This window comes from Yoonia tamlensis (genome assembly GCF_900115105.1).
Taxonomy (GTDB): domain Bacteria; phylum Pseudomonadota; class Alphaproteobacteria; order Rhodobacterales; family Rhodobacteraceae; genus Yoonia; species Yoonia tamlensis.
In genome coordinates, this window is sequence record NZ_FOYP01000001.1 from 268,150 (window position 1) to 293,152 (window position 25,003).

A 25,003-nucleotide genomic window follows, 5' to 3' on the forward strand; every position below is an offset into this window, starting at 1 on the left:
TTACTCCTTGGGGCAGGGGGCGTCGGCGCGGACCAGCCCTGCGGATTTGAGATCAGACCAAAGACCTGCGGGAATAGCGGTTTGGAACACCGCCAGATTGCTGGCAATTTCAGCGGGGTTTGCGGCACCCGGAATAACGCTGCGAATGGCCGGATGACCCATCACAAATTGCAGCGCGGCGGCGATCAGCGGCACGTTATGGGCGGCGCAAATATCTGCGATGCTTTGCACCTTTGCCAGAATATGCGGCGGCGCGGGTTCGTAATTATAACGGGCACCGGCAACCGCCCCTGTGGCCAGAATCCCCGAATTATAAGGCCCGCCCAAGATGATCCCGACATCGCGCGCCTCGCAAAGCGGCAAAAAGCTGTCGAGCGCCTCTTGTTCAAGCAAGGTGTAACGCCCCGCGAGCAAGAAGCAGTCAAAATCCGCTTCTCCCAGAAGCTGTTCGCAGATTTTCCAATCGTTCACGCCGGCGCCGATGGCCGCAATATCACCGTTTTCGCGCAGCTCGGACAGCGCGGCATAGCCGCCACGGTCAAACAGGTCGCGCAGATGCGCGTCGGATTTTTCCTTGCCGTGGGTGCCCGCATCAATGTCGTGCAGCAAGAGAATCTGCGGGCGCGCGCTGCCCAGCCGGTTCAGACTGCTGGCAAAACTGCGCATGATCCCGTCATAGGTATAGTCGAACGTGATCTTGCGCGACGGTACATCGACATACATTTCCGGCGTTGCTTGTGCGGGCGGGCAATCATGCAGCAAGCGGCCTACTTTGGTCGATATGACAACATCCTTGTGGGGCGCCAGTGCTTTGCCGATTCGTTCTTCGGACAGGCCAAGCCCGTAAAACGGCGCGGTATCAAAATAGCCGACACCGGCGTTCAGGGCGGCATCGACAGTCTCGCGGGCCTGCGCATCTGTCATTGCGCGGTAAAGATTGCCCAAAGAGGCAGCGCCAAAACCCATCGCGGTTAACGGGACAGGTGTTTTGGTACGATGGTTCAAAAGGTTTTTTTGCGTCACGCGCATGATGATATTCCTAACGTGCTAGCGAAAATAATCCGGATATTGCCGTTCAAGCGGTTCGATGCGCACGATAAGCTGGCCCAAATGGTGGCGCATAGCACGTGCGGCGGCGTCTTCGTCGCCTGCGCGGATCGCATCAACGACGGCGGTATGTTCAATAACAGTGCCTGCAGGCCGGCCTTCTTCGGGAAGCATCAAAACCCGCGCGCGGCGCAATTGTAGTGACAGTTGCTTTGCAATGGCGGTCACAGAGGGAAAGCCGGTAAATTCAAGCAGCATCGCATGAAAGGCTTCGTCGGCCTCGAAAAACCCGTGAAAGTCTTTGTCTTCGACCAGCAGGGCTTGCAGTCGCAAATTGCGCGAAAGCTGCAAAAGCTGGTCTTCGGTACGGGTTGTTGCGACCCGTTTGACGGCTGCGACCTCGACTGCGTCGCGCAAGAAACACTCCTCGCGGATTGCGGCAAGCGAAAACCGCGTGACCCGTGTTGCCGACTGCGGGATGATATCGACCAGACCTTCGCCCGACAGCCGCGTCAGCGCCTCGGCCACGGGCGAGCGTGACACCCCGAACTGTTCACAGATCGCCGATTTGCGCAGGACTTCACCCGGGGCAAGCGCCATATCAAGAATGGCGTCGCGCAGGGCGGCATAAACCCGCTGTGCAAGCGGGCCATCGAGATTTTCAATATCGGCGCGCGCGCCGCTAATGATTTGCGTTGTATTCGCCAAATTGTTTCCTCCGGTCTCAACTGACATGTTAGTTGACAGATGCCGCATGTAAAGCTAATTGTGTTTCCACTACTTAACGAATTGTTTCGCCCCTTGATAGGACGCCGATATGCCTGATGTGATCTGCCTTCATGACGACGACAACATTGTCATTGCCCTTGCAGACTTGGACGCAGGCAGCGTTGTTGAAGGGGTCGCGGCCCCGTTGGTCGGGTCGATCAAGCGCGGCCACAAGATCGCGCGCCGTGCTATTGCAAAGGGCACAAACGTGATTCGCTATGGTCAGACGATCGGCCAGACCAAGGCGGATATTGTCGCGGGCGAACATGTGCATGTGCATAATCTGGGCATGGGCGACCACACCCGAGACTACGCCTTTGCCAGCGAAGTCAAACCGCTTGCGCCCGCCGCCGACGCGCGCACATTTGATGGTTATCACCGTGCGGATGGTGGCGTGGGCACCCGCAATTACATCGGCATTCTGACATCGGTGAACTGTTCAGGGTCTGTGGCGAAATTTATCGCAGAGGCTGCCGAAAAATCGGGGCTTCTGGATGCGTTCCCGAATGTCGACGGCATCGTGCCGATTACCCACGGCACCGGCTGCGGCATGTCAGGCGAAAACGAAGGTTATGACGCGCTGTTTCGCACGCTATCGGGCTATGCGTGCCATCCGAATTTTGGCGGCATTCTGCTGATCGGGCTTGGTTGCGAGGTGATGCAATTGTCTGCGTTGGTTGACGGGCGGCCCATCCGCGCCGATGGCGCGCTGCGTTATATGACCATCCAACAAGAAGGCGGCACCCGCAAAACCATTGAAAAAGGCCTTAAAGAATTGGCCGGTGTTGCCGCGCTTGCCAATCAGGCCACCCGCCAGCCCGCGCCCATTTCCAAGATCATGGTCGGCATGCAATGCGGCGGATCTGACGGCTATTCTGGGATTACGGCCAACCCCGCGCTGGGCGTGGCCTCTGATCTTTTGGTGCAGCATGGCGGCACGACGATCCTGTCGGAAACATCCGAAATCTACGGCGCTGAACATTTGCTGACCCGCCGCGCGGTCTCGGCCGAAGTTGGTGAAAAACTGATCGCGCGCGTGCGCTGGTGGGAAGATTACACCGCGCGCAACGGCGGCGAGATGGACAATAACCCAAGCCCCGGCAACAAGCGCGGCGGGCTGACCACGATCTTGGAAAAATCACTGGGTGCGGTCGCCAAAAGCGGCAGTGCGCCGCTGTCGGATGTCTATAAATTCGCCGAAAAAATTACGACGCCCGGTTTTGTCTTTATGGATAGCCCCGGCTTTGATCCTTGTTCGGTGACTGGCCAAGTCGCATCCGGCGCAAACCTGATCGCGTTTACCACCGGGCGCGGGTCGGTGTCTGGATACATGCCAACACCGGGCATCAAGATTGCCACCAATAGCGAAATGTATGCGCGCATGTCCGACGATATGGACCTGAACTGCGGCGATATCGTCTCGGAGGGCGTCGCGATCGAAGACAAGGGGCGCGATCTGTTCGAATTGTTCATTCGCGTGGCCTCTGGCGAAAAAACCAAAAGCGAAGAATTGGGCTATGGCGGCGTTGAATTCGTGCCATGGCAAATCGGCGCAGTGATGTAAGCGGCCATCGGGGAGGAACCAAATATGCGCCTAAATAACAAGACAATCCTGATCACCGCAGCGGGCCAAGGTATGGGGCGCGCATCTGCGCTCGCCTGCGCCGCTGAAGGGGCCAAAGTTTATGCAACGGATATGAACCGTGACGCGCTGGCCACCCTGGATGGTATCGATGGAATCGAGACACGCTTCTTCGACGTGACCGATGCCGCCGCGACAGTGGCGCTGGCCCAAGAGTTGCCCGATCTGGACGGGCTGTTTAACTGTGCGGGCATCGTGCATCACGGCACGATCTTGGATATTTCTGATGCTGACTGGGAGTTGTCGCTGAACGTGAATGTCACCTCGATGCTGCGGATCAGCCGCGCGTTTATTCCAGGCATGTTGCGCCGCGCCGAAATCACCGGCACGGCGTCTATTTTGAACATGTCGTCGATGGCTTCGTCCATTAAAGGATTTCCCGTGCGCACGGCTTATGGTGCCACCAAAGCCGCTGTTTTGGGCCTGACCAAGGCGATTGCCGCCGATTTTGTGGCCCAAGGGCTGCGCTGTAATGCGCTTTGCCCCGGCACGGTTGATACGCCGTCCTTGCGCGGGCGGATCGCGGCCGCCGCCGATCCGGTGCAGGCCGAAAAAGATTTCATCGCACGCCAACCGATGGGCCGTCTGGCAACGGTCGACGACATGACGCCCACGATTATTCATCTGCTGTCAGACGACAGCCGCTTTGTCAGCGGCCAAGCCGTTTGTGTTGATGGCGGTGTCACGATCTAGCACCGCGCCAAGGCTTGGGAGGGCCGTAGCAATATGACAAAACTTGTCGAAATGAGCGGCATCGAAAAGCGGTTTCCGGGCGTTCACGCCCTGAAAAATGTGCAGTTTGATCTGCACAGTGGCGAAGTCCACGCGCTGATGGGCGAAAACGGTGCGGGTAAGTCGACTCTGATGAAGATCCTGTCAGGTGTTTACACGCGCGACGGCGGCACCGTCGATATTGACGGCTTTGACACCCCGCCCGACAGCCCGCGCGCCGCGCAAGATATGGGGATCGGCATTATCCATCAGGAACTGAGCCTGATGAATGATCTGACGGCAGCGCAAAACGTGTTTATCGGCCGCGAGCCGCGCCGCAGTTTTGGCCGTTTGGACGAAAACGCGCTGAACACGCAAACTGCCGAAATTTTTGCGTCGATGAAGCTGGATATGGACCCACGCGCGCAAGTGGGCGACCAAACCATCGCCCGCCAGCAGTTGATCGAAATCGCCAAGGCGCTGTCGTATAAGCCGCGCGTCTTGATCATGGACGAACCAACAGCGGCGCTAAACGACGTTGAGATTGCCGAACTGTTCGAGGTCATCCGCCGCCTCAAGGCAGACGGCGTTGGGATCATCTATATCAGCCACAAAATGGACGAGATTAAGCGCATTGCCGACCGTGTGACGGTGATGCGTGACGGCGCGTGGATTGATACGCTTGATGCAGCGCAGACGCCGCTGGCCAAGATTATCGAATTGATGGTCGGGCGCGAAGTCAAAGACGAGCCGCCTGTTATTCCCGATACATCGGGTGCCGAAACTGCGCTTGAGGTCCGCGGACTGCGCCGCGGCCGCGAAATTCATGATGTGAGTTTCAGTATCAAACAAGGCGAAATTCTGGGCTTTGCGGGTTTGATGGGCGCGGGGCGGACCGAAGTTGCGCGCATTATCTTTGGCGCTGATCCGCGTGATGGCGGCGAAATTCTGGTGCATGGGCAGCCATGCAATATTCGCAGCCCCTATGACGCGGTGGGCGCGGGCATCGGGTATCTGTCCGAGGACCGAAAACACTTTGGTCTTGCGCTGGATATGACTGTGCGGGCCAATATCGCGATGGCCGCGATGGGCAAGTTTACCAGCAAGACAGGTGTGCTGAACGAGGCCGCGATGAAGCAAACCGCGGACGGGTTTATCAAACAATTGGGCATTCGTACCCCGTCGGATTTGCAGGACGTCGGGCTGCTGTCAGGCGGCAACCAGCAAAAGGTCGTTATTGCCAAATGGCTGCTGCGCGACTGCGATATTCTGATCTTTGACGAACCAACGCGCGGCATTGATGTCGGTGCAAAATCCGAAATTTACAGGCTGCTCGAAGATCTTGCCGCCCAAGGGCGTGCGATCATCGTGATCAGCTCTGAATTGCCCGAAGTTATGCGCCTAAGCCACCGGATCGCGGTGATGTGCGAAGGCCGGTTGACCGGAATTTTGCCGGGCGGCGCAGACACCACACAAGAACAAATCATGGAACTGGCAACGCGGCGCGAAGCCGCGCCAGTGGGAGAATAGTATGACAAGTGTAACCACACAGCCTGCGCCATCGCGCGCATCCAAGATCCTCGGGGCGTTGATGCACCAAAGATTGTTGGCTTTCGCATCCTTGATTGTCTTGCTGATCGTGTTTTCGCTGGCCTCGCCGAACTTTATGCAAACGTCCAACATGATCGCGATTTTGCAGGCAACCAGCGTGAATGGCGTGCTGGCGATTGCCGCGACACTGGTGATTATCACGGGCGGCATTGATCTGTCGGTCGGCACAATGATGACGTTTTGCGCGGTCATGGCAGGCGTTGTCCTGACCAAGGCGGGCCTGCCCTTGCCCTTGGGCGTTGTTGCCGCAATCGGGGCGGGGGCGTTTTGCGGGCTTTGTTCAGGGACATTTGTCGCCAAGCTCAAGATCCCGCCGTTCATCGCGACCCTTGGCATGATGCTGATCCTCAAAGGGCTGAGTCTTGTGATTTCGGGCACCCGTCCGATCTATTTCAACGACACGCCGGGGTTCGATCTGATTTCGCGCGGGTCACTGATTGGCGAAGTTCTGCCGTTCTTGCCGATTCCCAACGGTGTGCTGATCCTGTTTATCGTGGCGGGGGCCGCGTCCTATATTCTAAGCCGCACAGTGCTGGGCCGCTATTGTTTTGCCTTGGGATCAAACGAAGAAGCGGTGCGCCTGTCGGGCGTCAATACCGACCGCTGGAAAATCGCGATCTACGCGCTTTCAGGGGCAATTGTCGGCATCGGTGGCCTGTTGATCGCGTCACGTCTGAATTCCGCGCAGCCTGCACTTGGCCTTGGTTACGAGCTTGAGGCGATTGCGGCCGTGGTTATCGGCGGCACGTCGCTGTCGGGCGGGCGCGGCACCATTATAGGCACTTTGATCGGGGCCTTGATCATGGCTGTGCTGACCAATGGGCTGCGCGTGCTGTCAGTGGCCCAAGAATGGCAGACCGTTGTCACCGGGGCGATCATTATTCTGGCGGTCTATGCCGATATGATGCGCCGCCGCAAAGCGAACTAATTACCAACGATACGACCAAAACAACATTGGAGGAGAAAAACATGTTGTCACGCCGTACTTTGATGGGTGCTATCAGTGCCCTTGCCCTGATGGGCACCACCCCTGCGCTGGCTCAGGATGAACTATACATCCCGCTGGTGTCCAAAGGGTTCCAACACCAGTTCTGGCAGGCGGTTCAGGCCGGCGCCGAACAAGCCGCTGCCGAGGCAGGTGTGCGGATCACCTTTGAAGGTCCAGACAATGAAACCATGGTTGACCGCCAGATCGATATGCTGGCTGCTGCTTTGGCAAACAACCCAGCCGCGATTGGTTTTGCAGCGCTTGATAGCCAGGCGGCTATTCCGCTGCTGCGCCAAGCACATGAGGCCGGCATCCCGATTGTCGCCTTTGACAGCGGTGTCGACAGCGACATTCCTGTGACCACAGCCACCACCGATAACCGCGCTGCTGCTGCGCTTGCTGCTGATAAAATGGCCGAACTGATCGGCGGCGCAGGCAAAGTGGCCGTCGTGGCGCATGACCAGACCAGCCGCACCGGCATCGACCGCCGCGACGGGTTCCTTGACCAAATGGCCGCCAACTATCCCGATATCGAAGTAGTCAGCGTGCAATACGGCCAAGGCGACCAGTTGCAGTCAACCGAAGTCGCCAAGGCGATCTTGATTGCGAACCCTGATCTTGACGGGCTGTTTGGCACCAACGAAGGCTCTGCCATTGGTGTGGTCAACGCTGTGCGCGAGCTTGGTTCCGAGGGTGTGACCATCATCGGTTACGATTCCGGCAAGGCGCAAACAGACGCGATCCGCGAAGGTCTGATGGCCGGTGCGATCACACAAAACCCTGTCGGGATCGGTTATGAAACCGTGATGGCCGCCGTCAAAGCCACCAACGGCGAGACGCTGCCCGCGATCATCGACACGGGCTTTTACTACTACGATCAATCCAATATTGACGACGCCGAAATTCAGGCCGTTCTTTACGATTGATTGCAATCACCGGGCGGCCCGCTATGTTTCGCGGGCCGCTAATTTTATGTCGAAAGGGCAAAGATGAAACTGTTGCGTTATGGGCCTGCGGGTCAGGAAAAACCGGGTCTGTTGGATGATCAAGGTCAGGTGCGTGATCTCTCGGGAATTATTACCGACCTGTCGGGTGACGCGCTGACCGCGCAAGGGATCGACAAGTTGCGTGGCGTTGACATTAACAGCCTGCCCGTCGTTGCGGGCACACCGCAAGACGATCTGCGCCTTGGTGCCTGTGTTGGCAATATCGGCAAATTTATCTGCATTGGCCTGAACTACGCGGATCACGCCGAAGAATCAGGGCTGGATGTGCCGCCAGAGCCGGTGATTTTTAACAAATGGACTTCGGCGGTTGTGGGACCAAATGATGACGTATTGATCCCGCGCGGGTCCGTCAAAACTGACTGGGAGGTCGAGCTGGGCGTGGTGATCGGCACCGGCGGGTCCTATATTGACGAAGCCGACGCGATGAACCATGTCGCGGGTTTTTGCGTGGTGAACGATGTATCCGAACGTGAATACCAGATCGAACGCGCCGGTACATGGGACAAGGGCAAGGGCTGCGATACGTTTGGCCCGACCGGCCCGTGGCTTGTGACACCCGACGAGGTTGGTGATTACGACAATCTGGCGATGTGGCTTGATGTTGATGGCAAGCGTTACCAGAACGGCAACACGGCGACGATGGTTTATAAGGTGCCGTTTCTTGTGGCCTATTGCAGCCGGTTCATGTCGCTACAGCCTGGTGATGTGATTTCAACCGGCACGCCGCCGGGTGTGGGTTTGGGACAAAAGCCACCTGTGTATTTGCAAGGCGGCGAAGTCATGCGCCTTGGCATTCAGGGGCTTGGCGAACAACGGCAAAACGTCGCGCATGCCTAGCGGGTTCTGGTGGCCAATTTCTTGAAAAGAAATTGGTCCCAAATCCTGTTAAGGATTTGGATGCAGACTATCGTTGATAGTCTGCATCACGGCCTGCCCATTTAACGATGGAGTTCCTTGACCATTTGGGCGATAATTGCAGGCAATTGCCGCTAGGGTCTGCGCACATGAATTTATCTGTTCCATCAATCAAGTCCTGCGATGACTGTCCGATCCGCTACAATGCGGTCTGTTCAAAGTGCGAACCCGACGAGATGAAGGATCTTGAGGCAATCAAGTATTATCGGTCTTTTGCCGCGGGCCAGCCGATTTTCTTTGCGGGCGACCCATTGGAATTTGTCGGATCTATTGTATCGGGGGTTTCCAGTCTGACCCGCACTATGCCCGACGGGCGCGTGCAGATGGTCGGGCTTTTGCTGCCCGGAGATTTTATGGGCCGCCCCAACCGCGAAACGATCGAATGTGACGTTGTTGCCGAAACCGATGTGATGCTTTGTTGTTTTCGCCGTCGCCCCTTCGAGCGATTGATTAATGACACACCCCATGTCGGCCAGCGCCTGTTGGAAATGACATTGGATGAACTGGACGCAGCCCGCGAATGGATGCTGGTACTTGGCCGCAAGACCGCGCGCGAAAAGATTGCGTCGCTGCTTTATATGATCGCCACCCGCATGGCAAAACTGTCCAAAAACACTGGGGCGGCGACGACATTCACGCTTCCGATCACGCGCGAGACAATGGCGAATTATCTGGGGCTCACGATTGAGACCGTAAGCCGCCAAATGTCGGCCCTGAAACGTGATGGGTTGATTGCCTTTAGCGACCGCCGCGATATTGCTGTACCAGATGTTGAGTCCCTAAAGGCCGAAACGGGTGAATACGCCTAGGTCAGGCAATCCTATCGCGGACCACGTCGCGCCACATCGCGTCCAGCCTGTCTATTTCGGCTGGGTCAAAGCGGTTTTCTTCCTGCCAGTATTTGCCCGACGGCACATAATAGCCAAGCTTGCGTTCCTCGCTTAGTGCAGAATCTATTGCTGTTTTGTCCAATATCGGGGGCGATAGTTGCGGCAGATCGGCTGGCGTGTATCGCGGAAAGACCAGTCGGCTTTCTTGCTCAGACAGGTTGATGGCGGCGCATCCAGCCAGTGCAGCAATTGCCATAAAGCGCGCTGACTTAGCCTCGAGTGATCGCAGCGTCACGTCCGACCGCAACGGATCTGCGGTCCCCGTGCCGTAAAAATGTGTCTGGTCGGTCTTGGAATAGACCATGTCACAGCCGAAAAACGCGATGACCCGCGGCCTGAGCGCCGCCAACGTCCAGTAGGCCGCCGTAAATGCCATCGTCCCGCCTGCATAAACAAAGCCCCCGAAGTCATTTTGCAAAGGGACATAATCAGCCGAGGTCACGATAAGCTGGTTGCTGTTTATTTCGGATGGGCACCGATCCGGCCCAAAATCATCCGGATGTATGAGGTAATCCCAATCGCGACGGACCTGCCATGCGTTGTTAATTGCGACGATTTTGTCGAAGGGTGACCGTGGCCATTGGCGACACGCCATCACAGCCGGTGCGCTTCCCAATATCAGTACAATGCTCAAGACAAACCCTTTTCACGATGGTTTTCGCATTGTTTAGAGCGGCGCAGTCACCCGAAGTCTAGCTAAAAGGGGTGCCCTGATCATCATGGGATTGGAGGGGGGCATTACTTGCGATCCTCCCAAAACGCAGCAACGCCCACCCTACATATGTCGCGGATATCAGCGCGACATCAAGATCGGCCGGTCAGCCAGTTCCAACAGGCTGCGTGTAGCACCGCCCAGGACGGCTTCGCGCAGGCGCGAATGCCCATAGGCTCCGGTTACGATCATCTGCGCGCCAACCTCCCGAGCATGGCGCAGCAGTATCTCGCCGACATGTGGCTCTGTTTTTGCGAGAACGTCAACCTGAGTCTTTGCCCCGTGGCGCATTAAATACTGCGCCATCGCCCCGCCGGGGTCGGATCTGTCCGCTGCATGCATGGGCGGATCAATAATGCAGATATCGGTAAGGTCCGATTTTTCCAACAACGGTAATGCCGCGCGCGCTGCGGCCATTGCTTCGCCGCCGTCATTCCAGCCCATCAGGATACGCCCACCGCGTTCAGGTGCCTTACAGCCTTTGGGAATCATCAAAACGGGGCGCTCTGCCGCGAAAAGACAGGCTTCGACGACTGTGGCGGTCTCGGGGTTGTCCTGATAGGGGCGCGGCAGCACCACGAGGTCGGAAAACCGCAACGAACGGCCCAGATATCCGGTCAGCGCAGGACCCTGAACGGTGGCCGCTTTGGAAGACCAGCGAATGATCTCGCCTTTCATCCGGTCTTCAATCCATGTTTCAAGCGCATCGCGCGCGGCCATCGCATCGCGGGTTTGCTCGGCAACCAGAATCGCCTCGGCACCAAGGTAGTAATTGTTGGTTTCCGTATGGCTGATTGTGGTGATGTAGATGTCCAGATGCGCGTCCATATCCGACGCGAGCGCGATGGCGGCTGTCAAAGCGTCTTGCGCGTCGTCTTGACGGGTTAGAACAGTCGCAATGATTTTGTAATCCATTGGCGGGTCATTCCCTTTAGCGTTTCAATTGCGGGCAGCCGTTCGCGCAAAACTGCCGTTAACGCCCAGTATTCCCCAACCAACAGCCCTGCGTGTTGATCCATGTCAAAGACGCGACGCAAATCAGAACGCATTAGGGAAATGTAAGAAGATGCCGTGCCGGTTCGGGTGCGGCAAACGAAGGGGATTCTCTGATGGGGAACTATGTTAAGCTGGTCGTGCTGGGGATTATCACCCTGCTTGCGGCTATCGCGGCCAACTGGGGGCGTGACATCGCCTATGTGGTGCATGCGGTTATTATTATGCTGGTTGCGGGCTATTTGTTTTTGCGCACGTTGCGCCAGACCGATGAGCCGGTAAAAGCATTCGCAACCGATGGCTATATGGATGATGTTGTCCGCGCGGGCGTGATTGCAACGACGTTTTGGGGCGTTGTCGGATTTCTTGTCGGGGTTGTCATTGCGTTTCAGCTGGCGTTCCCTGCGCTGAATTTCGAATTCCTTCAACCGTTCGGCAATTTTGGCCGGCTGCGCCCACTGCACACGAGTGCGGTGATTTTTGCTTTTGGCGGTAACGCGCTGATCATGTCGTCTTTCTATATCGTGCAGCGCACCTGCGGGGCACGGTTGTGGGGCGGAAACCTGTCGTGGTTCGTGTTTTGGGGATACAACCTGTTTATTGTGCTTGCCGCGACAGGTTACCTTCTTGGGTCGACACAGTCGAAAGAATACGCGGAACCTGAATGGTACGTCGATATCTGGCTGACAATCGTCTGGCTTGCCTATCTTGCCGTCTATCTGGGTACGATTTTCAACCGCAAAGAAAAGCACATCTATGTCGCGAACTGGTTCTTGCTGTCTTTCATCATTACCGTGGCGATGCTTCACCTTGTGAACAACATCTCGATCCCTGTCAGCATCTGGGGCAGCAAATCTGTGCAGCTGTTCAGCGGTGTTCAAGACGCCATGACCCAGTGGTGGTACGGCCATAACGCGGTTGGCTTCTTCTTGACTGCGGGTTTCCTTGGCATGATGTATTATTTCGTGCCCAAGCAGGCGGGTCGTCCGGTTTTCTCTTATAAACTGTCGATCATCCACTTCTGGGCGCTGATCTTTCTCTATATCTGGGCGGGTCCGCACCACCTGCACTATACCGCGTTGCCTGACTGGGCATCGACGCTGGGCATGGTGTTCTCGATCATTCTCTGGATGCCTTCTTGGGGCGGGATGATTAACGGCCTGATGACCCTGCAAGGGGCATGGGACAAGCTGCGCACCGATCCGATTATCCGGATGATGGTCATCAGCCTTGCGTTCTACGGCATGTCCACATTCGAGGGTCCGATGATGTCGATCCGTGCGGTCAACAGCCTGTCACACTATACCGACTGGACCATTGGTCACGTGCATTCCGGTGCGCTGGGCTGGAACGGGATGATCACATTCTCGGCCTTGTATTTCCTCGCGCCACGTCTTTGGGGCAAGGCAAGCATGTATTCCATGTCCGCGATCAACTGGCACTTCTGGTTGGCCACAATCGGCATCATTCTTTATGCCGCATCCATGTGGGTCACCGGTATCATGGAAGGCCTGATGTGGCGTGAAGTCGACGCCAACGGGTTCCTTGTGAACAGCTTTGCCGACACCGTTTCTGCCAAATTCCCGATGCTTGTTGTCCGTGGACTGGGTGGTGTCTTGTACTTGGTTGGTGCGCTGATCATGGCGTGGAACATCTTTATGACCATCAAGGGTGGCGAACGCCAAAAAGCCCTTGTCGGCGTCCCATCAGTATAAGGATCAGGAAACATGTCTGATACACAAGAAAACAAAGGCTTCCTGGCCAAACACGGCATCCTAGAGCGGAGTCCAACCCTTCTCCTTGTAAGCTCGCTCTTGGTTGTTACCGTCGGGGGTATCGTCGAAATCGCACCGCTGTTCTATCTTGAGAACACGATCGAAGAGGTCGAAGGGGTGCGCCCTTATTCGCCTCTCGAACTGGCAGGGCGCGACATTTATATCCGCGAAGGCTGTTATGTCTGTCACAGCCAGATGATCCGCCCGATGCGCGACGAAGTCGAACGCTATGGCCATTATTCGCTGGCGGCGGAATCCATGTATGACCACCCGCACCAGTGGGGGTCAAAACGGACGGGGCCTGATCTGGCCCGTGTCGGCGGCAAATATTCGGACGCTTGGCACGTGGATCACATGATTGATCCGCAATCCGTGGTGCCTGAATCCATTATGCCGGGTTACGGCTATCTGATGGATGTCATGGTCAACGCGGAATATGCGGCGGATGTTGTGGCAACGCACCGGATCGTTGGTGTGCCTTACACTGAAGATATGATCGCGGCCGCTGCATCCGATGTTCTGGCGCAGATCGACCCTGACAGCGATTCCTATGATGACCTGCTGGAGCGCTATCCCGGTGCACAAATCCGCAACTTTGATGGCGCGCCTGGCGTGTCTGAAATGGATGCGCTTGTGGCCTATCTGCAAATGCTGGGGACAACGGTTGATTTCTCGACCTTTACCCCTGACGCAAGCCGCTAAGGAGACTTGAACATGGATACCTATTCTATCCTGCGTGAAATCGCCGATAGCTGGGTTTTGTTGGCGATGACCCTGTTTTTCCTTGGGGTTATCGCTTGGGCCTTTCGCCCCGGCAGCAAATCGGTGCACGCCGAGACCGCCAACATCCCGTTTCGCAACGAAGTTAAGCCCGGCAGCGTGGAAGCGCCCGCCAGCACAGACGCTAGTATCAAGGAGCTGCAATCATGAGCAGCGAAAATAAAGACATCGACGACGTCACAGGCACTGACACAACAGGCCATGAATGGGACGGGATCAAGGAACTGAATAACCCGCTGCCGCGCTGGTGGCTCTATTCGCTGTACCTGACAATCATCTGGGGGATCAGCTATACGATTGCCTATCCGGCTTGGCCGATGATTTCAGGCGCGACAACAGGGGTTCTGGGCTATTCCACACGCGCCGAAGTGGCCGCAGATATCGCGCATTTCGAGGAAGCAAACGCCGAGATTTCCGCGCAGCTTGCCGCCGCGGATCTGAACACGCTGTCAGAAAACGAAGAGCTGATGCGCTTTGCGACATCCGCAGGCGCAGCCGTGTTCCGCACCAATTGTTCGACCTGTCACGGGTCGGGTGCTGCGGGTGCCAAAGGCTATCCGAACCTTTTGGATGATGATTGGCTTTGGGGCGGTGACTTTGAAAACATCAGCTACACGGTCCGTCACGGCATCCGCAACGAAGAAGACTGGGATGCGCGCTATTCTGAAATGACTGCGTATGATGAAATCCTGACGAATGATGAAATCGACGCAGTTGTGCAGCACGTGCGCGCCATTTCCAGCCAAGAGCATGACGCGACATTGGCCGCAGCCGGTGCAGAAGTGTTTTACGACAACTGCGCGGCCTGCCACGCAGATGACGGCACCGGCAGCCGCGATATGGGTGCGCCGAACCTGACTGATGCCATCTGGCTGTTTGGCGGGGACGTTGCCGCCTTGGAAGAAACCGTGCGCTATGCCCGCTTTGGTGTGATGCCAAGCTGGGGCACACGTCTGACCGAAGCCGAAATTCAGGCGGTCACAGCCTATGTCCACCAGTTGGGCGGCGGCGAATAGGGATCACAAGGCCCGTACCTTCTGTTCGCGCAATGGTACGCACCCAGTGAAGGAAAGGGCACCTACGCAAGTAGGTGCCCTTTTTCGTTGTGCGCGATTTCGGGTGCGGCTACTTTCCAGCGCAGTGTTGCACATGATCAACCGCCCCGAACAATGGTTTTCGGTTGGCTTGGTGCCGCTGCACCAGCTTTTTCATATGTTTGCCCTTTGTCGGGATGAACCGCGCAGGGGAGGGCTGGAAACCGTCTGCGCAAATCTCGGGGAATAGCGTTTGAATTTCCGCTCGGCTTGCGGGGGATACCGCCTTTAGCGCCGCAGGTCCGGTAAACAGGCTTTCTGTCGGGGTGCCATTGGACCAGATGATTTCGTGCCGATCAAACAGGATGTGCCAGTATTCCACCCCGTCGGGGTTGTCGTGCTGCACGGTGATCCCGTCGAGCGGCAAGAGCTTGTTTGCGGGAACCAGTACTTCCTCGCGGCCGAACATCCGCATTGCTATGACCGAAGAAACCAGCACCCGATGCTGCGGTGAAACGACCAGATCTTGTTGTGGGTATCCTGCGCCCAATGCATCCGCGCGGATCAAGATTGGTTTGAGGTTCGGATTTTCGTCAAGCTGGCTGCGGGTAACGTGGCGCGAACCGATCCACCGGATTGGGGCATAACCGCGATCATAGGTCAGCACCTGATCGGCGGGTTGCAATTTTCCAACCGTAACCGGCCCTTGCGCGGTTGCAATATTGGTGCCCGCCGCAAAGCAAATGATGTCGCTGATTTCACCGCTGGCATTTGTCGGACCGGTGATTACCTGATCAATCACGATGGTATTGTTGCCGCTATCATTCCAAGCGGCGTCAATTGCGGCGGTGTTGACCGATAGCCCGTTGGTCAGCGTCAGCAGTTCGAGCGACCCGCCATTCGCCTTTATGCCATACAGCGCGATTGTCCCGTCGGGGTTAATCACCAAGCGGACAACCGGATCGGTGTTGGTGCCCGAAAGCTGCCAGATCTGCGGCGTGTTGATCCCGTATTGGTCGCCATCCGCAAAAGCGACGGTTTGTCCCGACGTGGACGCTGTCTGGAACTGAAGCTCGTTCGGCGCGCCGGCGGGGCCGCCGACAAAAAGGTCAACACCGTTGATCTGCACGCTGAGACTATTGTCGAGAAGCGCAAAATCAATGGTCAGCCCGCCATTGGGTGTCGTATCGGTGAATGTGGTTGAATTGCCGTTAGCGATACTGAATGTGGGCATAAATCTGCTACTTTAAATTTCTTTATCCATCGGACGGGCATATTGCGCGCCAGCACTTGCCTGATGCACAGTGCAATAGCGGACATCGCTGTACACAGCAAACCTGTACTTTAGGCAGGTCGTTGGCACGCATAGGCCATTACCGCCGTTAAAACCGCAGGGACAAAAAAGCAGAATTGCGCCAAGATTTCGTTAATGCCGGAAAACCGGCGTCAGTTGCGGCTAGGCTTTTTGCGCAAGCCGCGCTTCGAGCACGTCAAACGGCACACCGGGTTCGTCTTTGGCGCCGCGTATTACCAGCGATGTCTTGACGGATGCAACGTTATCGGCGCTGGTCAGTTCTTCGGTCAGGAACCGCTGAAAGCTGCGCAGATCAGGGGCCACACATTTGAGAATAAAATCGACTTCGCCATTCAGCATGTGGCATTCGCGGACCAGCGGCCAGCCGGCGCAGCGTTTTTCAAAGGCGCTGAGGTCAACTTCGGCTTGGCTGACGAGGCCAACCATCGCAAAAACCTGTACTTCGAAACCCAGTTCGCGCGCGTTCACATCCGCATGATAGCCGTGAATGAACCCTTGTTCTTCCAGCGTGCGCACACGGCGCAAGCAAGGCGGGGCCGAAATTCCGACACGTTTGGCGAGTTCAACATTGGTCATACGTCCGTCGGCCTGTAATTCAGCCAGAATCATACGGTCGATTTCATCAAGTTTCGTGCCCGGCATCGGGGATCCTTTGTGTTTTTTCCAAATACTACGCAACTGCGCGGGTGGGCGCAATATTATTTCAAACATTGGTAACAATTGTCATGTGCATGTTTGCTATGCGCGGTCTTTCATCCGCGCTGCCGCGCCGCTATATCAAGACGGATTGAAAAACAAAGAGGCCACCCATGTCTGCGACACGCCACACCAAAGTTCTGATTATCGGCTCTGGCCCGTCGGGCTATACCGCCGGCGTCTATGCCGCGCGCGCCATGCTGGAACCAATCCTTGTGCAAGGCATCGAGCCGGGTGGTCAGTTGACCACAACCACCGAGGTTGAAAACTGGCCCGGTGACACCGAAGTGCAAGGCCCCGATCTTATGCTGCGCCAAGAGGCGCACGCCCGCGCGATGGGCTGCGAGATTATCGGCGACATCATCACCGAACTTGACCTGCAAAACCGTCCCTTTACTGCGCAATCCGACAGCGGCACGGTCTATACGGCTGACGCGGTAATTTTGTGTACGGGTGCGCGCGCGAAATGGCTGGGCCTGCCCTCCGAGGAAAAGTTCAAGGGGTTTGGCGTCAGCGCCTGTGCGACCTGCGACGGGTTCTTTTATCGCGGTCAGGAAATCGTGGTGGTCGGTGGCGGCAATACCGCCGTCGAAGAAGCGCTGTTCTTGACCAATTTTGCGTCCAAGGTAACGCTTGTGCATCGCCGCGACGAATTGCGCGCGGAAAAGATCTTGCAAGACCGGCTGCACAAGAACCCCAAGATCGAAACGCTCTGGTTCCACGAGATTGAAGAAATCTATGGCACCGATGCGCCGCTTGGTGTCGAAGGCATCAAGGTCAAACACACGAAAACCGGCGAAATTACCGATATTCCGGCCAAAGGCGTGTTTATCGCGATTGGCCATGCGCCCGCGTCCGAATTGGTCAAAGACCAGTTGGAATTGCATAGCGGCGGCTATGTCGCCGTTGAACCGGGCAGTACCCGCACGGCGATTCCCGGCGTCTTTGCCGCAGGTGATCTGACGGATCATATCTACCGGCAGGCGGTGACCTCTGCGGGGATGGGCTGTATGGCTGCTTTGGACGCTGAACGGTTTATCGCGGAACAAGAATAACATTGCGCCAATGATTGTTTCAGGCCGGGCAATACGCGCCCGGCCTTTTATTTTGCGCAGTGACTATTACAAGACCCACAGTCCAATTGCGCTGCGCAGGCGCCGCTTTGGTTCTATGTACCGGCCTCACGCGCGAACACCTGTCTTTTCTGCATTGTTGTGCTAGACATTGGCCGCAACGCGGGTCTATTCCCGCCCTAAATTGCACATTATTGTCAGAGAGTATTCATGACCCAAGACCTGGCCCCGATCCCCGAATTATACGTGTCTTATGACAGCGCCCAGAAACTCAAGGCCGAAGCCGGCGATCTGATTAGCCACGATCTGACGCCGCGCCAGATTTGTGATCTGGAACTGTTGATGAACGGCGGCTTTAACCCGTTGAAAGGGTTCCTGTCCGAAGCCGATTACAACGGTGTTGTCGAAAACATGCGCACTGCTGATGGCACACTTTGGCCGATGCCGATCACGCTCGATGTGACCGAAAAATTTGCCGATACGGTCGAGGTTGGCCAGGACATCGCGCTGCGCGACCAAGAAGGCGTGATCCTTGCGACGATGACTGTCACCGACAAATGGGTGCCGAACAAGTCACGCGAAGCCGAAAAAGTATTTGGCGCGGATGACGTAGCGCACCCTGCGGTGAACTATCTGCACAACCACGCGGGCGCGGTTTACCTTGGCGGCCCTGTCACGGGTATCCAGCAACCTGTGCATTATGATTTCCGTGCGCGCCGCGATACGCCCAATGAATTGCGTGCCTATTTCCGCAAAATGGGCTGGCGCAAGGTCGTGGCCTTCCAGACCCGCAATCCGCTGCACCGCGCGCATCAGGAACTGACATTCCGCGCCGCCCGCGAAGCCCAAGCCAACCTGTTGATCCACCCCGTTGTTGGCCTGACGAAACCCGGCGATATCGATCACTTTACCCGCGTGCGCTGCTACGAGGCGGTGCTTGACCAATATCCTGCATCCACCACCGCGATGTCACTGTTGAACCTTGCGATGCGTATGGCCGGCCCGCGCGAGGCCGTTTGGCACGGGTTGATCCGCAAAAACCACGGCTGTACCCACTTTATCGTTGGGCGTGACCATGCAGGCCCCGGCAAAAACTCTGCCGGCGAAGATTTCTATGGCCCCTATGATGCGCAGGACCTGTTCCGCGAACATCAGGCCGAAATGGGCATCGAAATGGTCGACTTTAAGCACATGGTTTATGTGCAGGACCGTGCCCAATACGAGCCCGCAGATGAGATTGCGGACAAAGACGATGTGACCATCTTGAATATTTCCGGTACAGAATTGCGCCGCCGCCTGTCCGAAGGGCTCGAGATTCCGGAATGGTTCTCTTTCCCCACTGTGGTTGAAGAACTGCGCAGAACCCGTCCACCACGGGCAAGTCAGGGCTTTACCGTATTTTTCACAGGCTTCTCGGGTTCTGGCAAATCGACAATTGCAAACGCGTTGATGGTCAAATTGATGGAAATGGGCGGGCGTCCCGTGACATTGCTGGACGGCGATATCGTGCGCAAGAACCTGTCGTCGGAACTTGGCTTTAGCAAGGAACACCGCGATCTGAACATTCGCCGGATCGGTTATGTTGCGTCCGAGATCACCAAAAACGGCGGCATCGCGATTTGCGCGCCGATCGCGCCCTATGCGGCAACCCGCCGTGCAGTACGTGAAGATATCGAACAATTCGGTGCCTTCATCGAAGTCCACGTCGCGACATCAATCGAAGAATGCGAACGCCGCGACCGCAAGGGGCTGTATAAACTGGCCCGCGAAGGCAAGATCAAGGAATTCACCGGCATTTCAGACCCTTACGACGTGCCTGAAAACCCTGAACTAAGCCTTGAAACCGAAAGCGTTGCCGTCGACAATTGCGCACATCAGGTGATCCTGAAGCTTGAAAGCATGGGTCTGATCAAGGGTTAAACCCTGAAGCCAAGATACTGGAGAAGCGGTGTGCCCACGATTGTTTCGTTGACAGCGATCCCGCCCCGCTTCGCCCATCTTGGTCCGGTTTTTGATGCGCTTTTGGCCCAGACCGCCAATATCGACGAAATACGCCTATATGTGCCAAAGCGGTTCCGCCGCTTTCCCGAATATGACGGGCAAGCCCCCGCTGTGCCAAAAGGCATACGGGTCATCCAGCCCGACGATGACCTTGGTCCAGCGAGCAAGGTTCTATTCGCGGTCGATGAGATGCGCGGAACCGACTGCAACATAATCTATTGCGATGACGATATATCCTATGAGCCAACCCGCTTTGCGCGCTTGATCGCTGAAGCAAAAGCGCGTCCGGATCAATGTATCGCTGCCGATGGCGATCATGTTGCCGGCGGGGGCAAACGCCAAATGCCGCGCGCGGTTCGTGCCAAAAAAGATTTGGCTTATCGTGGCAGGCGTGCGCTACAGATCGGGAGCGAATTGGTCACGTTGACACGGCGGCCACGGCCGCAAATGCCACATATGGCAGTTTCCGGATTTGTTGATGTTGCGCGCGGATGGGGCGGTGTTTTGGTCAAACCATCGTTCTTTACGTCCGATGTCTTTGATATCCCTCAAGTTGTCTGGACGGTTGACGACCATTGGTTGTCCGGAAATATGGCGCGAAACAATGTGCCAATCTGGTCGCCAGCCGGTATTCCCAAACCGCAGTATGCCGGTGGCCGAGATGTGCATGCCTTGGTTGATGCGACCATTGAGGGGCATGGTAGATCAAGCGCGAGCGCGTTTTGCATTAAGTACATGCAAGATACATATGGAATTTGGCTCTAGGCAGGGCGGCAGTGCAAGAATAGGAAGCAAGAAAATGAGCCTTATTGTATCTCTTTCTACAATCCCGCCGCGGTTTTCCGACCTTCAGCCCGCACTTGAGGGATTGTTGCGGCAAACCGCGCCCGTTGACGAAATTCGGCTCTATATTCCCAAGGCATATCGCCGTTTTCCTGATTGGGACGGGCAATTGCCCGATGTCCCTAAGGGGATCAATATCATCCAGCCCGAAGAGGATATCGGGCCTGCAACAAAGGCATTATTTGCGGCGCGTGAACTTGCGGGCACTGATGCAGATTTAATCTATTGCGATGATGACCGCATTTATCATCCGCGCTGGATCGAACAGATGATCGCCGCGCGTGGGCCGCGCAGCGATATTGCCGTAACAACAAGTGCGTTGGGGCAGGCGCATAGGGCTGGCATTCTGGCGCCGTCACGCCACGGCCCGCCACCCGTGCGCGCACGGTTCACCGATTTTACACAGGCGCATATGTGGGCGCTGCTTAAGCGTAAATTGCGACAACTGCTGACCGGTCATATCGTTCCAAAGCCGAACGGGCTTTTGCGCTATGCAAAGCCCGGGTTTGTGCATGTTGCCGAAGGTTTTGGCGCGGTTTTGGTCAAGCCCGACTTCTTTGACGAAACGATGTTTGATATCCCGCCTGTGCTTTGGTCGGTTGATGACATCTGGCTGTCAGGGCACCTTGAACGCAAGGGTATTGGTATCCTTTGCGCGTCCGGATTCGCAATACCGCCAACAACGGGAGCGCATGATCAGGCCGCGCTGGCTTCCAATGTTTTTGACGGCGCGGACCGGTCAGAGGCCAACGCCGCTTGCGTCAAATATATGCAGGAAACCTACGGTATCTGGCTTTAGTGTACGGTGACCGGCACCATGTCGTTTTCGCGGGCAAGGTGAAAGGCCAGTTTGCGGTTGGCAACAAGCGCAAGCTGTTCGCCTTCGGCGTTATGGACTGAAAACAGTGTTTCCAGATCACCGATCTGTTCGCGCATATCCGCGGGCAGGTCAGCGGCCAAAACGGGTTTCACGTAAACGATGTCCGACGCGAGAGCGTCCATGTCAAACTTGGTGTTCATGGCTTATCCTTTCCGGATGTTGATTGTTTGCACGACGCGATCAGGCACAGCGCGGGTCAGGTCGACATGCAGCAACCCGTTTTCGATGGTTGCTTCACCGACATCGACCCCGTCGGCCAGCACAAATGACCGCTGGAACTGCCGCGCGGCAATGCCCCGATGCAGATAGACCCGCCCTTCGGCTTCGTCGTTCTGGCGGCCACGGATCACAAGCGAGCTATCCTCGACGGTGATCGCAAGATCGTTTTCGGAAAAACCGGCAACCGCCAGCGTAATCCGGTAGGAGTTTTCAGATGTCTGTTCGATGTTGTAGGGCGGATAACCGTCATTGCCGGTTTTCGCGGTGCGTTCGACCAGCCGTTCAAGCTGTTCAAATCCAAGAAGGAACGGATGGGTTCCCAAAGCCAGTTTTGTCATTAGACACGTCCTTTGCTAAGCGACTGTCGCGTTTGCGGCCCCGATTGCGGCGACCTTTCCTAAAATATGGGGGGCTGCGTGCAATTGATCAAGTGTAAGTATTAAGATGTTTTGTGCTAAGGCTTGGCATATAGTCGACTTGAATACAGGGAAACGGGCACAGGTATCTATGAACAGCTCTTCTAAAATGGATCAGGTAGAGGTTTTGCGCGTTGAGCTGGCCGTCATGAAACAGGAACATCGTGATCTTGATACGGCGATTACAGCGCTGAATGAACGCGGTGCGCCGGATATGCTGACGCTCAAGCGGCTCAAACGGCAAAAGCTGCTTCTCAAGGACAAGATTGTCCGTCTCGAAGATCGCATTTTGCCTGATATTATTGCGTGAAATGGCGTTGCAGCGCGGCGCGCCTTGGCTATAGTGCCGCTTCCTTTTGAAATCAGGGATATCTGAACATGACGCAACCGATGGTCGGCATTATAATGGGCAGCCAATCCGATTGGCCCACCATGCGCGAGGCGGCAGATGTGCTTGATGAATTGGGTGTCGCTTACGAGACCAAAATCGTTTCGGCGCACCGCACCCCAGACCGGTTGTGGGATTATGGCAAGACAGCGGTCGACCGCGGTTTGCAGGTGATTATTGCAGGCGCTGGCGGGGCTGCGCATTTGCCAGGCATGATGGCGTCCAAAACCCGCGTGCCGGTGATTGGTATCCCTGTGCAAACCAATGCGCTGTCGGGTGTTGATAGTCTTTATTCGATCTTGCAAATGCCGCGCGGCTTTCCCGTGGCCACTATGGCCATTGGCGCAGCCGGTGCCAAGAATGGCGGGTTGATGGCCGCAGGTATCCTTGCGTTGCAAGATCCTGCGCTGGCGGCCCGTCTTGATGCGTGGCGCGCCGCACTTTCTGCCTCTATTCCGGATGAACCGACAAATGACTAAGCCTTTGCCCGTCGGGGCCACAATCGGTATTTTGGGCGGTGGCCAGTTGGGCCGCATGCTATCAGCTGCCGCATCACGTCTGGGGCTGAAAACCCACATCTTTGAACCGGGCGCAAACCCGCCCGCCGCCGATGTTGCCCATGCGGTGACAACGGCAAGCTACGATGATCACGCGGCTCTCACGGCCTTTGGCAATGCGGTGGATGTGATCACCTATGAGTTCGAAAATATCCCGACCTCTGCGCTGGACCTGCTTGAATCGCTTGCGCCGATCCATCCGGGCCGTCAGGCGTTGGCGACAAGTCAGGACAGGCTGACCGAAAAGAATTTCTTGCAAAGCTTGGGTCTGCAAACCGCGCCCTTTGCGAATGTGGAAAACGCAGGTGATCTGGCCAAGGCGATTGCCGAAATAGGCACGCCCGCGATCCTGAAAACGCGGCGCATGGGTTATGATGGCAAGGGCCAAGCGCGGATCATGGCACCCCTAGATGCCGATCAGGCACTGGCCGATATGGCTGGCGCACCCGCGATCCTTGAAGGGTTTATCAACTTTAGCCACGAGGTGTCGATCATTGGCGCGCGCGGCGCTGACGGTGCGGTTGCCTGTTATGATCCGGGCGAAAATGTCCATGAAGACGGCATTTTACGCACCACAACCGTGCCTGCCAACCTCAAGCCGAGCCAACGCACAGATGCGGTGTTGCTTGCTGCGAATATCCTGAACGCGCTTGATTATGTTGGTGTGATGGGGGTTGAATTATTCGTGACCCCAAACGGGTTGATCGTGAATGAAATCGCGCCGCGTGTGCATAATTCGGGGCATTGGACCCAGAATGGCTGTACGGTCTGCCAGTTTGAACAGCATATCCGTGCCGTTGCGGGCTGGCCTTTGGGCAGCGGTGTGCGCCATGCGGATGTCGTGATGGAAAACCTGATCGGTGACGATATGGACCGCTTGCCGGAACTTGCGCACACGGATGCGGCGATCCACCTATATGGCAAGGCGGATGTCAAACCGGGCCGTAAGATGGGCCATGTGAACCGGATTGTCACAAAGGGTTAATCAAGCCCCAAGATGATGTCGGTCAGGCTCAGGCTGTGGTCAAAGCGTCCGTTCTTGAGGAACAGCAGAACCTCTTCCATGACCAGCGGATTGTTCATCATGAACGTATGGGTGACGGGCAGGATGATCATGTCGGTCATCCCGTCGAGCCGCGTAGAGGCGACTGAAACCTTGCCGTCGTCCGGCCCCTCGATTAGGGCGGAATAGACAAGGTTCAGGCTGCGGTCGCCGGCGATAATGCCGATCTCGACTGGCAGATATGCGATGCTATTGGGTACGCTGCTGGGTTCGGTGCCCAGCTGCAGGCCGGCAGGGCCGTTCACCCATTGAAACGGCTCGAACTCGCCGAAAATATCAACCAGTTCCGACCCGCCGTTAGGTGGCCCGAGCATAACCACGCGGCCCATCTGTTCGGGGCGGTTTTCGGTCAGCCAAAGCCGCACCAGAATCCCGCCCATCGAATGGGTCACAAAGTTGATCCGCGCGTCACCACAGGCGGCAACATCTTCGGTCAGATGGTCATTCACAAGCGTTTCAATCGGGGCTTCGGTGGATGGGTAGCCACGGTTCACCACCCTATAGCCCGCATCCTCGAGCACCAGCTGCATCGGGGTCAGCGACATTTCCGAACGGGCAAGCCCGTGCAAAAGCACAACGCAATCCTGCGCCGCGGATGCGGACCCGAATAGGCAAGCGAAGGCTGCAATGACGTATTTCATACAGCTATAGATAGCAGGCTTGCGGCATAGGAAAAGGG

At 56.5% G+C, this 25,003-nt stretch carries 27 protein-coding genes; 18 read left to right on the forward strand and 9 right to left on the reverse strand.

What is annotated here, in order from left to right:
• Together BM320_RS01350 and BM320_RS01355 are read right to left on the reverse strand one after the other, a co-directional pair.
• Nucleotides 1-1,029, reverse strand: a complete 1,029-nt coding sequence (locus BM320_RS01350) for an aldo/keto reductase (RefSeq protein WP_090195468.1) — start codon at nucleotides 1,027-1,029, stop codon at nucleotides 1-3.
• Nucleotides 1,030-1,047: 18 nt separating this feature from the next.
• Complete coding sequence (locus BM320_RS01355; RefSeq protein WP_242650928.1) at nucleotides 1,048-1,755, reverse strand: GntR family transcriptional regulator; 708 nt, start codon at nucleotides 1,753-1,755, stop codon at nucleotides 1,048-1,050.
• 109 nt (nucleotides 1,756-1,864) lie between these two features.
• On the opposite strand from BM320_RS01355, the gene BM320_RS01360 reads away from it, so the two are divergent.
• The 7 genes from BM320_RS01360 (at nucleotide 1,865) to fnrL (ending at nucleotide 9,498) form a co-directional block, all read left to right on the forward strand.
• Entirely contained in the window at nucleotides 1,865-3,379 is a 1,515-nt protein-coding gene (locus tag BM320_RS01360) for a D-arabinonate dehydratase (protein ID WP_090195471.1), read from the forward strand.
• A 24-nt stretch (nucleotides 3,380-3,403) separates the two neighbouring features.
• Nucleotides 3,404-4,150, forward strand: coding sequence for an SDR family oxidoreductase (locus tag BM320_RS01365; protein ID WP_090195474.1), 747 nt, complete (start codon nucleotides 3,404-3,406; stop codon nucleotides 4,148-4,150).
• A gap of 33 nt (nucleotides 4,151-4,183) precedes the next feature.
• A complete protein-coding gene (locus tag BM320_RS01370) occupies nucleotides 4,184-5,698 on the forward strand; it encodes a sugar ABC transporter ATP-binding protein (RefSeq protein WP_090195476.1) in 1,515 nt (504 codons plus the stop codon).
• Nucleotide 5,699: 1 nt separating this feature from the next.
• The gene (locus BM320_RS01375; protein ID WP_090195479.1) at nucleotides 5,700-6,707 is read left to right on the forward strand and encodes an ABC transporter permease; all 1,008 of its coding nucleotides are present in this window, start codon (nucleotides 5,700-5,702) and stop codon (nucleotides 6,705-6,707) included.
• A gap of 41 nt (nucleotides 6,708-6,748) precedes the next feature.
• Nucleotides 6,749-7,693 carry an ABC transporter substrate-binding protein gene (locus tag BM320_RS01380; RefSeq protein ID WP_090195482.1) on the forward strand — a complete coding sequence of 315 codons (945 nt, stop codon included), beginning with the start codon at nucleotides 6,749-6,751 and terminating at the stop codon, nucleotides 7,691-7,693.
• A gap of 63 nt (nucleotides 7,694-7,756) precedes the next feature.
• Nucleotides 7,757-8,611, forward strand: coding sequence for a fumarylacetoacetate hydrolase family protein (locus BM320_RS01385; protein WP_090195485.1), 855 nt, complete (start codon nucleotides 7,757-7,759; stop codon nucleotides 8,609-8,611).
• Between the two features lie 167 nt (nucleotides 8,612-8,778).
• Complete coding sequence (gene fnrL, locus BM320_RS01390) at nucleotides 8,779-9,498, forward strand: transcriptional regulator FnrL (protein WP_090195487.1); 720 nt, start codon at nucleotides 8,779-8,781, stop codon at nucleotides 9,496-9,498.
• A 1-nt stretch (nucleotide 9,499) separates the two neighbouring features.
• Here fnrL and BM320_RS01395 read toward each other — a convergent pair whose 3' ends face one another.
• Nucleotides 9,500-9,955: a hypothetical protein gene (locus tag BM320_RS01395; protein ID WP_311135487.1), complete on the reverse strand. Its 456-nt coding sequence runs from the start codon at nucleotides 9,953-9,955 to the stop codon at nucleotides 9,500-9,502.
• Between the two features lie 417 nt (nucleotides 9,956-10,372).
• Complete coding sequence (locus tag BM320_RS01400) at nucleotides 10,373-11,206, reverse strand: universal stress protein (protein ID WP_090195488.1); 834 nt, start codon at nucleotides 11,204-11,206, stop codon at nucleotides 10,373-10,375.
• Nucleotides 11,207-11,400: 194 nt separating this feature from the next.
• Between BM320_RS01400 and ccoN the strand changes: the two genes are divergently transcribed.
• From ccoN to ccoP, 4 genes are read left to right on the forward strand one after another with little or no spacing between them, the layout of a single operon-like run.
• On the forward strand, nucleotides 11,401-12,999 hold the full coding sequence (gene ccoN, locus BM320_RS01405; protein ID WP_090195491.1) for a cytochrome-c oxidase, cbb3-type subunit I: 1,599 nt from the start codon (nucleotides 11,401-11,403) through the stop codon (nucleotides 12,997-12,999).
• A gap of 12 nt (nucleotides 13,000-13,011) precedes the next feature.
• On the forward strand, nucleotides 13,012-13,761 hold the full coding sequence (gene ccoO / locus BM320_RS01410) for a cytochrome-c oxidase, cbb3-type subunit II (RefSeq protein ID WP_090195494.1): 750 nt from the start codon (nucleotides 13,012-13,014) through the stop codon (nucleotides 13,759-13,761).
• 12 nt (nucleotides 13,762-13,773) lie between these two features.
• Nucleotides 13,774-13,989: a cbb3-type cytochrome c oxidase subunit 3 gene (locus BM320_RS01415; RefSeq protein WP_090195497.1), complete on the forward strand. Its 216-nt coding sequence runs from the start codon at nucleotides 13,774-13,776 to the stop codon at nucleotides 13,987-13,989.
• Complete coding sequence (gene ccoP, locus BM320_RS01420) at nucleotides 13,986-14,855, forward strand: cytochrome-c oxidase, cbb3-type subunit III (RefSeq protein ID WP_165614967.1); 870 nt, start codon at nucleotides 13,986-13,988, stop codon at nucleotides 14,853-14,855. The genes BM320_RS01415 and ccoP overlap by 4 nt, the downstream gene beginning before the upstream one ends.
• 109 nt (nucleotides 14,856-14,964) lie before the next feature.
• Here ccoP and BM320_RS01425 read toward each other — a convergent pair whose 3' ends face one another.
• Together BM320_RS01425 and BM320_RS01430 are read right to left on the reverse strand one after the other, a co-directional pair.
• Entirely contained in the window at nucleotides 14,965-16,107 is a 1,143-nt protein-coding gene (locus BM320_RS01425) for a Hint domain-containing protein (protein ID WP_090195504.1), read from the reverse strand.
• Nucleotides 16,108-16,329: 222 nt separating this feature from the next.
• Nucleotides 16,330-16,830 carry an Lrp/AsnC family transcriptional regulator gene (locus tag BM320_RS01430; protein WP_090200221.1) on the reverse strand — a complete coding sequence of 167 codons (501 nt, stop codon included), beginning with the start codon at nucleotides 16,828-16,830 and terminating at the stop codon, nucleotides 16,330-16,332.
• A gap of 167 nt (nucleotides 16,831-16,997) precedes the next feature.
• On the opposite strand from BM320_RS01430, the gene trxB reads away from it, so the two are divergent.
• The 4 genes from trxB (at nucleotide 16,998) to BM320_RS01450 (ending at nucleotide 21,600) form a co-directional block, all read left to right on the forward strand.
• Entirely contained in the window at nucleotides 16,998-17,939 is a 942-nt protein-coding gene (gene trxB, locus BM320_RS01435) for a thioredoxin-disulfide reductase (protein WP_090195507.1), read from the forward strand.
• Between the two features lie 228 nt (nucleotides 17,940-18,167).
• Nucleotides 18,168-19,877 (forward strand): bifunctional sulfate adenylyltransferase/adenylylsulfate kinase, encoded by a 1,710-nt coding sequence (locus BM320_RS01440; protein WP_090195510.1) that lies wholly within the window; start codon nucleotides 18,168-18,170, stop codon nucleotides 19,875-19,877.
• Nucleotides 19,878-19,907: 30 nt separating this feature from the next.
• Nucleotides 19,908-20,723, forward strand: a complete 816-nt coding sequence (locus BM320_RS01445; RefSeq protein WP_090195513.1) for a glycosyltransferase family protein — start codon at nucleotides 19,908-19,910, stop codon at nucleotides 20,721-20,723.
• A 34-nt stretch (nucleotides 20,724-20,757) separates the two neighbouring features.
• Nucleotides 20,758-21,600, forward strand: coding sequence for a glycosyltransferase family A protein (locus tag BM320_RS01450; RefSeq protein ID WP_090195516.1), 843 nt, complete (start codon nucleotides 20,758-20,760; stop codon nucleotides 21,598-21,600).
• On the opposite strand, the gene BM320_RS01455 is transcribed toward BM320_RS01450, so the two are convergent.
• Entirely contained in the window at nucleotides 21,597-21,821 is a 225-nt protein-coding gene (locus BM320_RS01455; protein WP_090195519.1) for a DUF1150 family protein, read from the reverse strand. The two genes, BM320_RS01450 and BM320_RS01455, sit on opposite strands and share 4 nt — an antisense overlap.
• A 3-nt stretch (nucleotides 21,822-21,824) precedes the next feature.
• Nucleotides 21,825-22,238 carry an Hsp20 family protein gene (locus BM320_RS01460; RefSeq protein WP_090195522.1) on the reverse strand — a complete coding sequence of 138 codons (414 nt, stop codon included), beginning with the start codon at nucleotides 22,236-22,238 and terminating at the stop codon, nucleotides 21,825-21,827.
• 169 nt (nucleotides 22,239-22,407) lie between these two features.
• Between BM320_RS01460 and BM320_RS01465 the strand changes: the two genes are divergently transcribed.
• From BM320_RS01465 to BM320_RS01475, 3 genes are all read left to right on the forward strand, one after another.
• Nucleotides 22,408-22,626, forward strand: coding sequence for a YdcH family protein (locus tag BM320_RS01465; RefSeq protein ID WP_090195525.1), 219 nt, complete (start codon nucleotides 22,408-22,410; stop codon nucleotides 22,624-22,626).
• A gap of 68 nt (nucleotides 22,627-22,694) precedes the next feature.
• Nucleotides 22,695-23,183: a 5-(carboxyamino)imidazole ribonucleotide mutase gene (gene purE, locus BM320_RS01470; protein ID WP_090195526.1), complete on the forward strand. Its 489-nt coding sequence runs from the start codon at nucleotides 22,695-22,697 to the stop codon at nucleotides 23,181-23,183.
• A complete protein-coding gene (locus BM320_RS01475; RefSeq protein ID WP_090195529.1) occupies nucleotides 23,176-24,246 on the forward strand; it encodes a 5-(carboxyamino)imidazole ribonucleotide synthase in 1,071 nt (356 codons plus the stop codon). The genes purE and BM320_RS01475 overlap by 8 nt, the downstream gene beginning before the upstream one ends.
• On the opposite strand, the gene BM320_RS01480 is transcribed toward BM320_RS01475, so the two are convergent.
• A complete protein-coding gene (locus BM320_RS01480) occupies nucleotides 24,243-24,965 on the reverse strand; it encodes an esterase/lipase family protein (protein ID WP_090195532.1) in 723 nt (240 codons plus the stop codon). The genes BM320_RS01475 and BM320_RS01480 overlap by 4 nt on opposite strands.
• Between the last annotated feature and the right edge of the window lie 38 nt (nucleotides 24,966-25,003).

Coding starts and splice junctions, on each gene's coding strand:
- BM320_RS01350 (WP_090195468.1), bottom strand. CDS start 1,029: ATGCGCGTGACGCAAAAAAACCTTTTGAACCATCGTACCAAAACACCT.
- BM320_RS01360 (WP_090195471.1), top strand. CDS start 1,865: ATGCCTGATGTGATCTGCCTTCATGACGACGACAACATTGTCATTGCC.
- BM320_RS01365 (WP_090195474.1), top strand. CDS start 3,404: ATGCGCCTAAATAACAAGACAATCCTGATCACCGCAGCGGGCCAAGGT.
- BM320_RS01370 (WP_090195476.1), top strand. CDS start 4,184: ATGACAAAACTTGTCGAAATGAGCGGCATCGAAAAGCGGTTTCCGGGC.
- BM320_RS01375 (WP_090195479.1), top strand. CDS start 5,700: ATGACAAGTGTAACCACACAGCCTGCGCCATCGCGCGCATCCAAGATC.
- BM320_RS01380 (WP_090195482.1), top strand. CDS start 6,749: ATGTTGTCACGCCGTACTTTGATGGGTGCTATCAGTGCCCTTGCCCTG.
- BM320_RS01385 (WP_090195485.1), top strand. CDS start 7,757: ATGAAACTGTTGCGTTATGGGCCTGCGGGTCAGGAAAAACCGGGTCTG.
- fnrL (WP_090195487.1), top strand. CDS start 8,779: ATGAATTTATCTGTTCCATCAATCAAGTCCTGCGATGACTGTCCGATC.
- BM320_RS01395 (WP_311135487.1), bottom strand. CDS start 9,955: ATGGCATTTACGGCGGCCTACTGGACGTTGGCGGCGCTCAGGCCGCGG.
- BM320_RS01400 (WP_090195488.1), bottom strand. CDS start 11,206: ATGGATTACAAAATCATTGCGACTGTTCTAACCCGTCAAGACGACGCG.
- ccoN (WP_090195491.1), top strand. CDS start 11,401: ATGGGGAACTATGTTAAGCTGGTCGTGCTGGGGATTATCACCCTGCTT.
- ccoO (WP_090195494.1), top strand. CDS start 13,012: ATGTCTGATACACAAGAAAACAAAGGCTTCCTGGCCAAACACGGCATC.
- BM320_RS01415 (WP_090195497.1), top strand. CDS start 13,774: ATGGATACCTATTCTATCCTGCGTGAAATCGCCGATAGCTGGGTTTTG.
- ccoP (WP_165614967.1), top strand. CDS start 13,986: ATGAGCAGCGAAAATAAAGACATCGACGACGTCACAGGCACTGACACA.
- BM320_RS01425 (WP_090195504.1), bottom strand. CDS start 16,107: ATGCCCACATTCAGTATCGCTAACGGCAATTCAACCACATTCACCGAT.
- BM320_RS01430 (WP_090200221.1), bottom strand. CDS start 16,830: ATGCCGGGCACGAAACTTGATGAAATCGACCGTATGATTCTGGCTGAA.
- trxB (WP_090195507.1), top strand. CDS start 16,998: ATGTCTGCGACACGCCACACCAAAGTTCTGATTATCGGCTCTGGCCCG.
- BM320_RS01440 (WP_090195510.1), top strand. CDS start 18,168: ATGACCCAAGACCTGGCCCCGATCCCCGAATTATACGTGTCTTATGAC.
- BM320_RS01450 (WP_090195516.1), top strand. CDS start 20,758: ATGAGCCTTATTGTATCTCTTTCTACAATCCCGCCGCGGTTTTCCGAC.
- BM320_RS01455 (WP_090195519.1), bottom strand. CDS start 21,821: ATGAACACCAAGTTTGACATGGACGCTCTCGCGTCGGACATCGTTTAC.
- BM320_RS01460 (WP_090195522.1), bottom strand. CDS start 22,238: ATGACAAAACTGGCTTTGGGAACCCATCCGTTCCTTCTTGGATTTGAA.
- BM320_RS01465 (WP_090195525.1), top strand. CDS start 22,408: ATGAACAGCTCTTCTAAAATGGATCAGGTAGAGGTTTTGCGCGTTGAG.
- purE (WP_090195526.1), top strand. CDS start 22,695: ATGACGCAACCGATGGTCGGCATTATAATGGGCAGCCAATCCGATTGG.
- BM320_RS01475 (WP_090195529.1), top strand. CDS start 23,176: ATGACTAAGCCTTTGCCCGTCGGGGCCACAATCGGTATTTTGGGCGGT.
- BM320_RS01480 (WP_090195532.1), bottom strand. CDS start 24,965: ATGAAATACGTCATTGCAGCCTTCGCTTGCCTATTCGGGTCCGCATCC.